This window comes from Brachyspira murdochii DSM 12563 (assembly GCF_000092845.1).
GTDB classification, from domain to species: domain Bacteria; phylum Spirochaetota; class Brachyspiria; order Brachyspirales; family Brachyspiraceae; genus Brachyspira; species Brachyspira murdochii.
In genome coordinates this window covers 897,227-912,836 of the sequence record NC_014150.1, presented here as the reverse complement: position 1 = coordinate 912,836, position 15,610 = coordinate 897,227, and the positions used below count along the sequence as shown (strand labels likewise).

The following is a 15,610-nucleotide window of genomic DNA, read 5'->3' as shown; positions in this document are numbered from 1 at the left end:
TGAAATGTCTATATTTTTATTAAAAATGTAAGAAATGAAAACAATAAATATTTAATTAATATAATGTTTTTATTTACGGATATTATTATACATGATATATTTTACTTCCGATACTCACTTTTTTTATATGCATAGTGCAAGAAAAAAAGTTTTTGATGATTGTAATTCTATGCATAATATTTTAATAGATAATTGGAATAAAAAAGTATCTGATAAAGATGATGTATACATTGTAGGCGATTTTTCAAATGAAAAAGGATATATAAAAACTTCAAATATTTTAAAAATACTCAATGGAAATAAATATCTTATTAAAGGAAATAATGATAAGTTTATAGATAATGATAAGTTCGACAAAAAATTATTTTTATTTATTAAAGATTATCATCTCTTGAATATAGAAGAATATAATAAAAAAATTAAAAATATTGTTTTGTTTCATTATCCAATATTAGAATGGGAAGGATATTATAATAATACTGTTCTAATACATGGACATTGGCATAATGATAAAAAATATCATAAGAGAGCATTTAACGCTTCATGTGATATTCATAATTATAGCCCAATATCCATAGATGAAATATTAAAAATGGTGATGTATGAATAGTTATAAAGATATGCTGTTACACAGACTTCATAAAACTATAACAGAAAAAAATTTAATAGAAAAAGATTCTATTAGATTATTAAGTTATGATATTACTATTGAGCCTGAAATAGTACAGATAGAAAAGAAAAACAGTATATTATGCACTATATATTTTTATGTAAAAGCTCCTCTTTTTGATAATGTATTCTTTGAATCTTCTTCTAGTATAGCATCTGATGAATACAGAGCTATAGCACTTTCTTCAGACAATTTTGTATATTGTGCTTTGCAGGGTATACTCGACTTTTTGTCTGGTGTTTATCATCATGAAATAGAAACTTATATACTTGATAATAAGAAGATTTTTACAGTATGTGAAAGTCCTATGATAGGGCTTGGAAATATAGAAAATAAAGAAGACTGTTATCATGAATATGTAGGTTTTGATGAGGATAACGGATATTCTAGTTTTTTATGGAATGCTATAAAAAAAGAGGTGCCATTTATACTTTCTAATAATAGAGTGAGTTTCATAAAGACTTATGGAGCCAAAATGCCGGATGGGGAAATTATGGCAGAATGCTCTGTTAATAATATTAATAATAAAATATTAGAAAACTGCGTGCAAAATGAGATTATTAAATGGGATAATGATGGGGAGTTTTTTTCTATAAAGCAGTTTTTCTTCATACTTCAGTCTGATACTACATATGTTAAATATCCTTACAGCAGAGAAGAAATTGAATATTTTGTTATAGAGTATGTTCTTGAGTTTGAAAAGTTTGATGGGGATTATGAGAAGTTTATTGACAGCATAGCTAATATTATAGCTGATAATAATATAAGAGAAGAGATTATTAATTTTGTACCTGAAATATGTACTCAGCATGCTTTTAGAGAAGTTGTTTTTAATGATATTGCTCAGGTTAATATAGGAGAAAAATCTTACAAAATATTAAAAACTCAGTTTACAAGCTATAAGCATATAGAAGATGCTTTGATAGACGGATTTTCTAATAATATTTTTAATAAAGATACATTTAATGATTTAGTTCATATAAGCAGTTCATACAATACAATATACGAAACCATTCAAAATAAACCTAACATAGCAATGAAAGATATATTTGTAACATGCACTTTTAGTTTTACAGAGAAGTATCAGTTTATATAAAAATTAAAATATATTATCAATATTGTTTTTTATAGAATTATTAATTTCATTTATAGAGTTAAAGCAGTTTTCAAGTCTGTAGAAAATATAAGAATTATTTTTTATAATTTCTTTCTTTTTATTTTCACCGCTGTTAAACTCTATTATTTCATTTTTAAATAGTTTGGCACTGTTTTCTAATATGCCTGCTATATATTCTGTGAATATCAGCATATTATGTTTATCTTCAGGTCTATTATATTTTTTCATTAGAAATATTATTTGTTCGGCTTCTACTATAAATTTTCTGTTGCTTTCTATAAGAGAGTCAGTTATAGGAGTTCCTTTGTATCTGGTTTGATTTTTTTCATGAATAATAATATTATTTTTAATCATATATGCTTTAAGCAGACATTCATATAAATACGGTGAAGTCTCTTCATTATTTATAGCTTTTTTAATTTGATTAAGTATTATAGTATCCATTTCTATGAGTTCGCTTATTTTATCTACCATTCCTTTATGACTTTCAGTTTTTATAAGAAAATTATCGAATACCCATACTATCAGTACTGCTATTATTATAAATCCAGCTCTTGATGATGCAGACATTAATTTGGGCATATAAGGAAAAGATGATATTAAAGCCGATATTGTTCCGTAAATCTTTTTTAAAAAATCATTTATTGAAGCAAAGGAAAGTACAAAACATATTCCAATAGAAGGTATAATCATTTCATAAGGCATATATTTAAAAACAGCTGCAAATATAAATACACCTATAAAATTTCCTAATATATTTATTTTGAGATTAACCTGCTGTTCTTCATAAAATGGATATATCATGATGTATGATAGTATAGGAAGCCAATAACCTCTTACTGCTATTTCATCTGGAAGAAAATATCTGATAGTAAATGATATACACATTACTATACCCATTTTTAAAGAAAATCTGAAATGAGATTTATTAATATTAAATTCTTTTTTTAATCTTATAAATTTTAAATTAAGAAGTTTTTCTATTTCCAAGTCATCTTTATTATTTTGAAACATATTTGATAATATATCTTTTAATTTTTTTATAGCATATATCCATTCATAATTACTTTTTTCATTGCTTAAAGAATAATTGTCATTAAAATACTGCATAGCGTTCATTACACTATTATATTCTTTCTCATGTTTTGATATATCATGTTTTAATAAATTCGCTATTTTCTCAAGTATATTATATAAATGTTTAAAATATTCACAGTCATTGTCAGTCAGTTTATCAATATTCTGATATTCTCTTTGTATCAGCTGATTTATGTCTTCAAGAAATAAAACCATTTCAAAGTGATTGATGTTTCTGTTATTCATAATACCATGTCTTTTTAATGAATCTACATATATAGCCGAAGTATATTCATTTACTATAGAAAATATTTCATCTTTTCTATTTAAAGAGCAAGTTTTATTGTATAATAGCATTAATTTTTTGTTTATCAATTTTATGCTTCTATAGGCTAGACTATTAGAAACTTTATGTTTTGTAATAAATTTATTAATAACCAAAAATATAAATACTATAAGAAGCGAAGTTAATATAGCTTCCATTCTTAAATGTATATTTGATATTGGTATATTGTATGCCTGAAATATTACATAAGCAAAACCGTATATAAAATAGTTTCTAGGTACAAAGTCATCTGAAAGTAAAAATACTATTAAAAAAGGTACTATAAAATTAAGCGATATAACTAATATAATATTCTGCTCTGCTATAGTGGCAAGAAGTCCTAAAAGAAGCACTCTGAAAGCTACAGCAGGAAAAGACCATACTGTAAAACTATCTCTCATAAATGCACATATAAAAATAGCAACTATTCCTATGGTAGAGTTTTCTCTTCCGTATAGGTTAGATGATATTACAAGTATAAATATTCCAACTAATACGCTTGGTACAAAGTTTACAGCTCTTTTTAGAAAAGCTATGAAAATCTCTTTTTGTTTTTGATAAAAGTTTTTATTTGTAAAAAACATTGAATTTATTTTTATTTTTTATTATATTATTATATAGAAGACTATATTATAAATATAAAAATAGTCAATAAAAAATTATATAATTTCTTAATTATTGCCGATAGTTAAAATAATATATTTTAGTGCTTGGAGTGAATTATGCCGCCTCTAATTATAGAACATGAAGAATATCCTTCAGTGGTTGTTATCGAATACAACAGTATATACAGAAATGAACTTCAGAATTTTATACATAATATAAAAATAAAAGATAATAAAGAAGAAGTTTATACTGATGCTTATTTTAATAAAATAATTCATACTAACAATACAAATATAGGACTTTTAACCATAGACGGAAGAATTAATGGTTATTACTATATAAATAAAGAAGGTGTATTGAAATATATATATATATGAATTATCCTTATAGAAGAAATGGTTTTGCTAAACTGCTTTTAACTCATGCTATTAAATCAAATCCTAATATACAGTTTGAGAAAAACTCAAATCAGGCTTATACTAGATTAATTAGTTCTCCGATATTTGAGGATATACTTAAAGGTAATTCTAAAGGCGGTATGGATAATAGTGCAGGCGGTATGGATACATTTGAAGATCTTACAGGCGGCGGAAGCAAAGAGGGAGAACTTACTTTATTTTAGTACATAGAAGATTTTTATATTATATTATTTTGTTAATAGCTTTTCTGTTAATATCATGTTCTCATAATTCTGTTTATATAGCAGAAAAACCTTATGAAGTGAAAAAAATTAAGGTATATAAATTAATTAGTATGTATACATATGCTAATATAACTATTAGTATAGATGATGGAAGAGTGTATGGTAAGTCGGTTATAAATGATTATTATGCTAATTGTAAAATAGAAGGTGATTTAATATCATTAGACATGATAAAAACTACCAGAAAAACTGATACTGCAGAAAAAAGAAGAATAGAAGGCGATTATTTATCCATACTTCAGACTTCATATTCATTTAAAATAGACGGAAGCAGACTTATAATATATACAACATTTATAGATGAACCTCTTATGTATGAAGAAATAAACTAATATTATGATTTAATTTAAGTAATTATTATATAAAAACATTGTAAGTTATATGCAGCTGTAATTTTTTAATAATAGATTAGTTGCGATAGTTCTTAAATATATTATCTTAAAAATTATTTAGTTTGAAAACTATAAATATAATCTTTTATATTATCATTTTAGCATATAAATATTTTTATCAGATGCTAAAGATATGCAGAGTGTGTAATTATAAATAAAATTAGTTTTAAAATATGATATCCGTAACGCACGTTAAGCAAAATTATTAAATATAGATTGATTTGTGATTCTGATTTTTATCATATAAAAAAATTGATTAAACGTGCGTTGTGTAAAATGCTAAATTTAATAAACTCTTGTGTGGGTTTGCATTTTGAGATTAGGCAATAAACTAATTAAAAATTTAAAAATATACAAAAAAGTATAAATGGGGGGATTAAAAAAATACTATTATATAAATTTGTTTAAAAATTGATTTTATTTAAAGTTTGACAAAACTTTAATTTTAATAGATAATATACTGTCAATAATAATTTTGTTATTTGCATTATCCCAATTAAGAAGGTATTTTTATGTTTTCTTATGTTGTTAGAAGATTATTAGTATCACTTTTAACCCTCTTTGTTATAGTAACTATAACATTCTTTTTGATGCACACAGTACCGGGCGGACCTTTCGTAGGAGAAAAGCCTCTTAGTAAAGTTGCTCTTGAAAACTTAAATAAAAAATACGGACTAGATAAACCTAAAATAGTACAGTATGGAAATTATCTTAAAAATGCTTTAAGAGGCGATTTAGGTACTTCCCTTACAAAAATAGGACAGTCTGTTTCTGGAACTATTGCAAGAGCTTTTCCAGTATCATTTAGACTCGGAATATTCAGCATGTTTATTTCTACTACTATAGGGGTATTATTTGGAATAGTTGCTGCATTAAGGCATGGTAAATTTGTAGACAGGGCTGTAATGGTGGCAGCTACCTTAGGTATAGCAGTACCTAGTTTTGTAGTTGCTACAGTTTCAATTATTGTATTTTCTGTAAAATTAAGACTTCTTCCAGCATACGGATTTGATTCTTTTGCTCAGTATATAATGCCGGGTTTTGCTTTGTCTTTCAGTTCTTTAAGTTTTATGGCTAGACTTATGAGAAGTTCTATGCTTGATGTTATACATCAGGACTATATAAAAACAGCAAGAGCTAAAGGTATATCAAGAAGCATAATAATATTTAAGCATGCTTTAAGAAATGCCATTATACCAATAGTTACTTATATAGGCCCTCTTGCTGCGGCAATATTGACAGGTTCATTTGTAGTTGAGAAGATATTTAATATACCCGGACTTGGAAGATATTTTGTTGAAAGCATAACTCAAAGAGATTATCCTACAATATTAGGTGTTACAATATTCTATGGAGCTTTTTTAATAGCTATGAATTTTTTGGTTGACTTATCATATGGAATTATAGACCCTAGAATAAAAATACAGGATTAATATAAGGGGAGTATACACAATGGAAGAAAGTTTGGATAAATCATTATTTGTTAAAGCTACAGATGAAGAAAAGGCTTCGGCTGAAGTAAAAAGAGAGAGTGTAACATATTGGCAGGATGCATACAGAAGATTTAAGAAAAACAGAGTTGCTTTAGTATCTATTATAGTCATTGGTATTATAGCAGTTCTTTCTATTATTATACCTATGGTTTCAGAATACGGATATGCTCAGATAAACAGAGGAGTAGAAAATAGCCTTCCTACTTTTGAACACCCATTTGGTACTGATACTTTGGGAAGAGATTTGCTTGTAAGATGTATGATAGGAGCTAGAATTTCACTTTTAATAGGTATAGTATCAGCTACTTTAGTTGTAATAATAGGTATAGTTTATGGTTCTATATCAGGATATTTCGGCGGGCTTACTGACAGTATTATGATGCGTATAGTTGATATAATAAGTGCTGTTCCTACACTTTTGGTAGTTGTATTATTATCAGTTGTACTCAAAGCTCCTATGGATAAATTATTTTTACAAAATGAATCATTAAGAGGAATAGGACTTTTAGGACCCGGACTTTTCAGTATATTTATAGTTATATCTCTGCTTTATTGGACTAATATGGCTAGAATGACAAGAGGGCAGATTTTGGCATTAAAGGGGCAGGAGTTTGTAACAGCTGCCAGAGCTTTGGGTACTCCTCATAGCAGAATAATTTTCAAGCATTTAATACCTAATGCTATGGGAGCTATAATAGTTTCAGCTATGGTTCAGATACCTAATGCTATATTTGTTGAGGCTTTTTTAAGTTTCTTAGGTTTGGGAGTTAGTGCCCCTATGGTTTCACTTGGATCTCTTACTTCTAATGCGGTAAGCGGTGTTTATTCTTATCCTTATCAGCTTCTATTTCCTGCTGCTTTGATAAGTATTATAATACTTTGCTTCAATTTGGTTGGAGACGGATTAAGAGATGCATTAGACCCTAGAATGAAAAACAGATAATTATAAAAATTGTTATAGTTTAATTAAATTAATAATAAATAAAATAGTAATAGAGGAAACATATAATTATTAGTAAATATCAGTAAATAAATGAAGGGGATAGTTTTATATATGGAAAATGGTCATTTATTAGAAATAAAAAATTTAAGCGTATCTTTCTTTACGCCTCTTGGAGAGGTTAAGGCTGTTAATAATATTTCTTATAATTTGGATAAATCTAAAGTTTTGGGTATAGTAGGGGAGTCCGGAAGCGGTAAGAGCGTATCAGCTTATTCTATTATGGGACTTATTGATGAACCAGGAAAAATTATGAATGGAGAGATACTTTTTGAGGGCAGAGATTTAATAAAACTTTCAGAACATGAAAAGAAAAAAATCAGAGGCGACTCAATATCTATGATTTTCCAAGACCCCATGACTTGTCTTAATCCAGTATACACTATAGGTAATCAATTAATGGAAGCATTAACTACGCATCAGAAAATAAGCAAAACAGATGCCATAGAGAGAATAGTTGAACTTCTTACATTGGTTGGTATTAATGAGCCTAGAAGAAGAATAAAGCAGTATCCTCATGAGCTTTCAGGCGGTATGCGTCAGCGTATAATGATAGCTATGGCACTTGCAGGAAGTCCTAAAATACTTATAGCCGATGAGCCTACTACTGCACTTGATGTTACTATACAGGCACAGATACTAGAGCTTATAAAAGATATACAGAAAAAAATACAAATGGCTGTTATACTTATTACGCATGACTTTGGAATTGTTGCTGATATGGCAGATGATATTATAGTAATGTATGGAGGCGGCATAGTAGAACGCGGAACAGTTTTTGATATATTTGAGCGTCCTAAACACCCTTACACATTGGGGCTTTTGAAATCACTTCCTCGTATTGATATAAAACAGGACAGGCTTATTCCTATAGAAGGAACTCCTATTGACCTTTTAAACATGAAAGCTGGCTGTCCATTCAGTACCAGATGCGAAGAATGTATGAAAGTATGTATTGATAATAAGCCTCCTGTAACAGAGTTTGAGAAAGGTCATTTTTCAGCTTGCTGGCTTCATCAGATGCCTAAATAATTTTTGATTAATTATAGTAAATAAATAATATAAGCAATAAAAGAGAGTTTTTATGAAACCTTTAATAGAAATACAAGATTTGAAACAACATTTTAAGATAAAAGGCGGATTCTTTGGAAGAAGCATACAAACAGTAAAGGCTGTTGACGGAGTATCTTTTACTATAAATAAAGGAGAAACTTTTGGGCTTGTTGGAGAATCTGGAAGCGGAAAAACTACTTTGGGAAGAACTTTACTTCATCTATATAAACCTACAAGCGGAAAGATATTTTTTGACGGAGAAGAGGTTAATAATGAAAACTACCGTAATTATGCTAAAAAGATGCAGATAATTTTCCAAGACCCTTATGCTTCTTTAAATCCTCGTATGACTGTTGAAGATATAATAGGTGAAGCTCTTGATGTACATAAACTTTATTCTACAAAAAATGAAAGAAGAGAAAAAGTTATTAATCTTCTTAAACTTGTAGGTCTTAATGCCGAGCAGGCACAGAGATACCCTCATGAGTTTTCAGGCGGACAAAGACAGCGTATAGGTATAGCAAGAGCTTTAGCGGTTAATCCGGAGTTTATAGTTTGCGATGAGCCGGTATCTGCATTAGATGTATCAATACAGGCACAGATTATCAATATGCTTTATGATATGCAGCAGGATATGGGGCTTACTTATCTTTTTATAGCTCATGATTTAGCGGTAGTTCGTCAGATATCAAAAAGAATAGGTGTTATGTATTTGGGCAATATTGTAGAGCTTACAGACAGCGAATCATTATATACAAAATCTTTACACCCTTACACACAGTCTTTGATTTCTGCAATACCAATATCCGAGCCTTCAGTTGCAAAGACTAAAAAACGTATAATACTTTCTGGGGAAATACCTTCTCCGATAAATCCTCCTTCAGGCTGTAAGTTTAGAACAAGATGTCCTAAAGCTGAGGCTGTTTGTGCTGAGAAAGTACCGGAGTTTAGAGAAGTAGAAAGCGGGCATTACTGTGCTTGCCATTTGGTGTAATAATACTTGATATTTATTAAATTTTAATATAGACTTCACATATGGATAATAAATTATATGAAGACAGACAGACTATTATAATAATTTTTATATCAATAATATCAGCGTTATTTATACACATTTATGCATTTAACAAAACAGCTATTTATATAGATCCTATATACCATTTATATGATATGAAACAGTATTATGAAAATAAAACTATTCCTGTTGTTGGTAATAGACTTATGAATCCCGAACATATTACTGATAATACTAGTTATGCTAGGATACCGGGCGGATTTTATTATATACTTTATCTATTATGCTATAGTTTAAGCGGAGCTTCTATTGCAGGTGCTAGAATTATTTATATAATACTTTGTACTATAATACTTATTTTATTTTTGTTTTGGGTGTATAAAAAGTTTTCTCTGTATTTATGTGCCGTTTTATCAGCATTAATACTTACTAATGGTTATGTTATTTTTTCTTCTAATGATTTTTGGAATCCTAATATACCATTAATGCTTTCTTTTATACTTTTAATAATATTTTCTGAATATGTATCAAATAATAATGAAAAATTAGCTTTTATATCTGCAATGCTGATTTTTCCAATAGAGGCATTAATGGCCCAGGGGCATATTGCTGTATTTTTTTCTGTTGTCCCTACTACAATTATTTATCTTATAATCAGATATAAAAGAACTTTAAAATATATTAAAGCTCATTTGCTTGGCGTATTTATAGCTTTTTTAACTTATTTACCATACTTAGTTTCAGAAATGAAAAATGGCTTTTTTAATACTAATTTAATGCTGAATATGCAAAGTACTTCTAGTTTTAAAGGTCTTCCTCAAGTTTATTCGATACTTATTTTTCCTACAAATGAGATTTCTGTCTTATATGGTACTAATTCTGCACCTGTAAATTATTTTTGGTTTAATGAAAATACTTTCTTTATAGGTATGATATTTTTAGCTATTACTGCAGTTATTTCTTTAGCAGCATTTATATATTCTATAATATTTTTGTTTAAATCAAGAAAAATTGAATTAACAACCTCTGCTAATATTATAGAAAAAGAGGGATTTATATTTTATTTATTATTCATACCAGCTACTTGTTTTACATTCTTTATATTTAAATCAGCTCCCGGTACTTTTAGATACTTATATGGAATATTTGCTTTTTCTTTTATAACTATAATCATACTATTTAATGAATTATTAAAAAATAAAAATAAACTGCTTATGGTTTCTATAATACTTCTTACATTAAATAGTATTAATATGGGATTTTTACATTTACCTAGATATTATAATTTATTTGAAGCTCCATATACAGAGCAAAAATTTAGAAATATATTAACTGCTATATCTAAAGATGCTGAAGGCAGGGCTTTTAAAATAATACCTTATGATGAACATTATTTTGATAATATGAAGCTGGCTTATTTTCCAAATTTAGATTGGAGCAGAGATGATAATTCAAAATTAGTATATTTTATCTATTATGAAGTTGAAAATGTTAGACTAAAAACAACGGGTAAATCAAAACCTTATGATAATATATTAAATAATCTGCCTAATGATGCTGAACTTATTGCAGGAGATGATAAATTAAAGGTATACAGATATATAGAAAAATAATTTTTGTGAAATATTTAAATAATTATTTATATACTTGATGGATTGATTTGAAGCAATTACCAGTTTTTGGTGCTGTAGGCAGCAGAGAAACTGCATTTGTTATCACAAGTTCTTTTTCTGCTGAAGTAAATCTCCTATGGTTTTGCACAGCAGTATTTCATAAACTCGAATAAGTTTATGAAATACTAAGTTTTTAACTAATAAGTTATAATTACATTCATAAACAACTAAAATTTAACGAACTATTTTGTTTAGGTATACGAAAAAATTAATCAAACAAATAAGCCAAATAATGATCTTTATTAATATGATCTTTTATATCATCTAAAGAAATAAATATCTTTTTATGCCCCTTATCTTTCATTAATATAATACCGGCTTCTGTTATAAGAAAAATTAAATTGCCTATATTATTAGAAAAATTAGTATTATATCTTTTTAATATCTCATCAGCATTATTAACAAAATCTTTAAAATAAGGGCTTATTAATTTTTCATTATATAAATCAATTATAAGCGATATATTATTTACTGTAAGATTATTATTAGCTTCTATTTTAGCAAATCTTTTATATACACATATTGTTTTATCATCTAAATATACTATATTATCAGCATTATAAAAATCTTTAAGTTTATCATAATATTTAGTTTTAATATCGTTTAATGACATACTCTCATGTTTCTTTAAAATCTGTTCAACATTTATCTCCAATTCATTTTTTTTATCAGAATACGATTTATTATCTCCGTTTATATATGCATTAATTTTATCTTTATTCTTTATATTGAAATGATATAGATTAAAGAAATAGGAAAGCATCCCTATAAAACGATTACCTTTTGAAGCCTTTTTAAACATTAATCTAGAATATTCTACATTAACATTAGTATTTCTATTTACTTCAAAAACTCCATTCATAATTTTAGAGTCAGCTATTTCCGCAATATACTCAATTTCATTTTTATCACTCTTTATAAAATCATAAAGAGAACAATCGAATTTTATTATAGCTTTTTCATTTGCTTCTATGTCAACATCATACCAGCTAAAATATTCCTTATCATTTTTTTTATTATCATACAAATCATAAATAGCAATATAATTCCCCGTTAAACTACTGTTTATATTATAATATCCTTTTAGCTTATTATTATTTATAAATATATTTCCAAAAAAACCCAGCATTGTAGATAATAGTCCGAAAGAATAATAAGTATAACAGTAAATATACATATTGTTTACTTTATCTTTAAAAGTTATAAACATTGTACTCTCTTCATAAATATTAGGAATATATCTTCTTTTATATACAAAAATAAAAGAAGCAAATAAAGCAATCATAATAGCTATAAAAATTAAATATTTACCAAATACCAATTTAAAATAATATAAAAAATTATCAGTTTTAGCACCGCTTAAAACTAATTCAGCTGCTATATCTTTATTGCCTTTATCAAGTGCTATTTCAAGCCCTTTGTCTAAATTCATTTTGAATTTATTTCCAAAGAATAAAAATTTCTTTTTTAATAAAATTCTTAACATAGGCTCATTTTCATTATTAACAGCTAACAAAAACTCATCATTTATATCATCATTGTCTTTATAATGTTTTAAAATAACTTCAGCAGCATCATAAAAATAATCATCTACAGCACTGTAAAGAGGCGTTTTACCATTAATAGATTTTTTATAAATATCAGCATTATTTTCAATTAAGAACTCTATTATATTAGTTTCGCCCCTATATCCTGAATAAGTATAAAGCAAAGTATAGCCGTCATATACTCCGTTTATATCATATTTTTGTATAAACTTCTTAACATCTTCTAAATTACCATAACCTTCTGCAGTACTTTGATATTCATCTTCTAAACTATCTATTTCTATAACATTATATTTTTTATAAAGTTCCATTTTCTCTTTTAATGATTTTTCTTCTGCCTCTTTTAGCAAGTTTTCCATATATTCTTTAGGGTCTTTTCCCATTTCTTTTAATTCATCTTCATTTACAAACATTGCATCAAAAAGTTTTTTATAGAAATTAGTATCATATTCTTCTGAGTATAAAGAGTATAAAAATAAAGATGATATTATTAATAAAGTAAAATGTATAATTATTCTGCTAATAGTTTTTTTCATATTTTTCATAAACCTCATAAATATTTTTCTAAATTTGTAAAATTATTATACATTATAAACTTATATATATCAATTAAAATGTATTTTGTTTAAATAGTAAAAAAACTTATTCAAATAAATACATAATTATTTACTTATATACTTAAATGATTTCTATATTTTTGTAAATATATTATTAGTTTTTTATAGCACATATGATTAATAAATGTACTTTTGAAATAAGAATTGTTAAATAAGTATGTTATATATATCTTCTATTTTTACTACATTACTTTTATTTTCTATTTCATAAACATCTGTTTCTATTAATAAAGTTTTTAGATACGGTATTTTTATTATATCACTGTCTCTGTCTCCTATCATAAAAGATGAAGTTAAATCTATATTATATTTTTTTGAGGCAAGAAGATGCATTCCTGCCTCTGGTTTTCTAAGTACTGATAATATATTGTAAGGCTCAACATGCCCTTTAATATGATAAGGACAATAATAAAAATCGTCTATTAAAGCTCCGCATTTTTTATATTCTTCATAAATATAATTATGTACTTTATTAACATCTTCATTTGTATAATAATTGTATGACACTCCAGCCTGATTGGTTGTTACTATTGTTATATAGCCTTTTTTGTTTGCATATTTTACTACATCTATAAACTCTTTTTTTATTTTTACTCTATCAGTAGTTCCTATATATCCTACATCATGCATTAATACTCCGTCTCTGTCTAAAAATAATGCTTTATTAATTTTTTTAGTGTTATCTGTAAAATATGCTGGAATACCGTATAATTTATTTTCATTGAATGCATTTTCTATTTTTATTTTGATGTCTGAATTAGAAACATCATATTTATATATTTTATTATTATAAACCGCAAAATTATTGAATGAATATCCAGACAAAGGATTCTTTATATCATCTCTTATTATTTTATAGTTTTTATCTATTGTGTGTAATTTATTTTTATTATCTGTATTAAAGTCTAATGCTATTAAAACGGCATTTTTTTCTAGAGTATTATAAAAGTTTATAAAGTAATTTTCTATATTATTATTATTATTATTATTCATAGTGTGTAAAATCCAAAATCAGCAATAAAAGATAGTTTAATATAAAATAGAGTTTTTATCAATAAATATATATTATTATAATAATTGATTTTTTTTATTTATGGTATATATTATTTATGCAAATTTACGGAGATTTTTTTAATGAATAAGATTGTAATTAATAGCGAAGATAAATTTATAAAAGCATTAAAATATTTGCTTATATCTGTATTATCAACTATTCCTTTGTCTATTTATATACTAACATTATCAAATATGGATAGAAGTTATATATTTCCAATCTTTTTAAATAGCCATTTATTCATTGGATTTTATTTATTTTGTTTTACTATTCTTTTTCATATTAATTTAATAAATAAAAAAGTTATTTTAATTACATTTTTATCATTTTTGCTTATAAGTCTTATAGCAGTTTTTTCAAATATTTCTTTCAATTATGTATATATGCCGCCTGTAGATTCTCCTGATTTTCAGGTATTATTAAATAGGTCAGTATTTTTTAATATAATATTTTTTGTACTTATAATGCTTTCATATAATTCATTCGATTCTTTAAATACTGATAAAATTGCAGATTTTTTTACTGTATTTGGGGATATATTTTTATGGTTTGTAATAATTAATGCAGCAAGCAGCACAGTTTTATTTATATTATTTAATGTGCTTATTGTAGTAGGTTTTTCTGTTGTATCATTATTTGCATCTTCTTCAGACATTGGATTTACGATAGCTAAATTGGTGATATGCTTATTCATATTTTTATATGGTTTTGTTCCGTTTATAGCCTATTTAATATATGTAAAAACTAAGTCTGTTATATCGGTATATGTTTCAAGGGCGTTTTTGGTTATTGATTTATTTGCTATATTTATAATGATGTTTTTTATGCTTCCTTATGAATTGAGACCATACAGTAATAGATTAGTTTACATAATATATAATATTCTTTTGGCATTTACTGTGATAAATTTGATGTTTGTTAGAATGGATAAAAAGACAAATATATTCACAAAGGCAATGTATGTAATACTCCCAATATTTGCATTAGTTTTTGATATATTAACTATAACAGCTTCTATATATAGAATAATTAATTATGGGCTTACACCAAATAAATTAACTTTAATCATCTTAAATATAATATTTTTCATACATTTAATATTTATTTCTCTAAATACTATTAAATCTTTTATAAACTCATTTCAAAACAGAGAAGATAATAATACATTAAACATTGTTATAAATAGTAAACCAATTATATTTGTTTATGTTTATTTTATATTTTCTTTATTTGTATGTTTTGTAATGCCTATTATCTATATTAATTAA

Annotated in this window: 15 protein-coding genes; 12 read left to right on the top strand and 3 right to left on the bottom strand. The window is 26.0% G+C overall.

Going from position 1 to position 15,610, the window contains the following annotated elements:
- The first annotated feature begins 91 nt into the window (after nucleotides 1-91).
- Together BMUR_RS03860 and BMUR_RS03855 are read left to right on the top strand one after the other, a co-directional pair.
- On the top strand, nucleotides 92-610 hold the full coding sequence (locus BMUR_RS03860) for a phosphoesterase (protein WP_013113290.1): 519 nt from the start codon (nucleotides 92-94) through the stop codon (nucleotides 608-610).
- Nucleotides 603-1,766, top strand: a complete 1,164-nt coding sequence (locus tag BMUR_RS03855; protein ID WP_013113289.1) for a DUF6348 family protein — start codon at nucleotides 603-605, stop codon at nucleotides 1,764-1,766. Before BMUR_RS03860 ends, BMUR_RS03855 begins: the two co-directional genes overlap by 8 nt.
- A 3-nt stretch (nucleotides 1,767-1,769) precedes the next feature.
- Here the strand turns inward: BMUR_RS03855 and BMUR_RS03850 are convergent, their stop codons facing one another.
- The gene (locus tag BMUR_RS03850; protein WP_013113288.1) at nucleotides 1,770-3,773 is read right to left on the bottom strand and encodes an FUSC family protein; all 2,004 of its coding nucleotides are present in this window, start codon (nucleotides 3,771-3,773) and stop codon (nucleotides 1,770-1,772) included.
- 138 nt (nucleotides 3,774-3,911) lie between these two features.
- On the opposite strand from BMUR_RS03850, the gene BMUR_RS14895 reads away from it, so the two are divergent.
- The 9 genes from BMUR_RS14895 to BMUR_RS15140 all read left to right on the top strand — a co-directional run bounded on the left by BMUR_RS14895 (nucleotide 3,912) and on the right by BMUR_RS15140 (nucleotide 11,237).
- The gene (locus BMUR_RS14895) at nucleotides 3,912-4,172 is read left to right on the top strand and encodes a hypothetical protein (RefSeq protein ID WP_013113287.1); all 261 of its coding nucleotides are present in this window, start codon (nucleotides 3,912-3,914) and stop codon (nucleotides 4,170-4,172) included.
- The gene (locus tag BMUR_RS14890; RefSeq protein WP_013113286.1) at nucleotides 4,169-4,417 is read left to right on the top strand and encodes a hypothetical protein; all 249 of its coding nucleotides are present in this window, start codon (nucleotides 4,169-4,171) and stop codon (nucleotides 4,415-4,417) included. The genes BMUR_RS14895 and BMUR_RS14890 overlap by 4 nt, the downstream gene beginning before the upstream one ends.
- A gap of 98 nt (nucleotides 4,418-4,515) precedes the next feature.
- Nucleotides 4,516-4,830, top strand: a complete 315-nt coding sequence (locus BMUR_RS03840; protein WP_244833498.1) for an META domain-containing protein — start codon at nucleotides 4,516-4,518, stop codon at nucleotides 4,828-4,830.
- Between the two features lie 572 nt (nucleotides 4,831-5,402).
- Nucleotides 5,403-6,323: an ABC transporter permease gene (locus BMUR_RS03835; RefSeq protein WP_013113284.1), complete on the top strand. Its 921-nt coding sequence runs from the start codon at nucleotides 5,403-5,405 to the stop codon at nucleotides 6,321-6,323.
- A 19-nt stretch (nucleotides 6,324-6,342) separates the two neighbouring features.
- Nucleotides 6,343-7,326, top strand: coding sequence for an ABC transporter permease (locus BMUR_RS03830; RefSeq protein ID WP_013113283.1), 984 nt, complete (start codon nucleotides 6,343-6,345; stop codon nucleotides 7,324-7,326).
- A 111-nt stretch (nucleotides 7,327-7,437) separates the two neighbouring features.
- Entirely contained in the window at nucleotides 7,438-8,415 is a 978-nt protein-coding gene (locus tag BMUR_RS03825; protein WP_013113282.1) for an ABC transporter ATP-binding protein, read from the top strand.
- Between the two features lie 52 nt (nucleotides 8,416-8,467).
- Entirely contained in the window at nucleotides 8,468-9,430 is a 963-nt protein-coding gene (locus BMUR_RS03820) for an ABC transporter ATP-binding protein (RefSeq protein ID WP_013113281.1), read from the top strand.
- A 41-nt stretch (nucleotides 9,431-9,471) separates the two neighbouring features.
- Nucleotides 9,472-11,064: a hypothetical protein gene (locus BMUR_RS03815; RefSeq protein WP_013113280.1), complete on the top strand. Its 1,593-nt coding sequence runs from the start codon at nucleotides 9,472-9,474 to the stop codon at nucleotides 11,062-11,064.
- Nucleotides 11,065-11,111: 47 nt separating this feature from the next.
- The gene (locus BMUR_RS15140) at nucleotides 11,112-11,237 is read left to right on the top strand and encodes a hypothetical protein (protein ID WP_258074898.1); all 126 of its coding nucleotides are present in this window, start codon (nucleotides 11,112-11,114) and stop codon (nucleotides 11,235-11,237) included.
- A 95-nt stretch (nucleotides 11,238-11,332) separates the two neighbouring features.
- Here BMUR_RS15140 and BMUR_RS03810 read toward each other — a convergent pair whose 3' ends face one another.
- Both BMUR_RS03810 and BMUR_RS03805 read right to left on the bottom strand, forming a co-directional pair.
- Nucleotides 11,333-13,207: an ankyrin repeat domain-containing protein gene (locus BMUR_RS03810; protein ID WP_013113279.1), complete on the bottom strand. Its 1,875-nt coding sequence runs from the start codon at nucleotides 13,205-13,207 to the stop codon at nucleotides 11,333-11,335.
- A 228-nt stretch (nucleotides 13,208-13,435) separates the two neighbouring features.
- Complete coding sequence (locus BMUR_RS03805) at nucleotides 13,436-14,281, bottom strand: D-glycero-alpha-D-manno-heptose-1,7-bisphosphate 7-phosphatase (protein ID WP_041749977.1); 846 nt, start codon at nucleotides 14,279-14,281, stop codon at nucleotides 13,436-13,438.
- Nucleotides 14,282-14,422: 141 nt separating this feature from the next.
- Here BMUR_RS03805 and BMUR_RS03800 point away from each other — a divergent pair, with 141 nt between their 5' ends.
- On the top strand, nucleotides 14,423-15,610 hold the full coding sequence (locus tag BMUR_RS03800) for a hypothetical protein (RefSeq protein ID WP_013113277.1): 1,188 nt from the start codon (nucleotides 14,423-14,425) through the stop codon (nucleotides 15,608-15,610).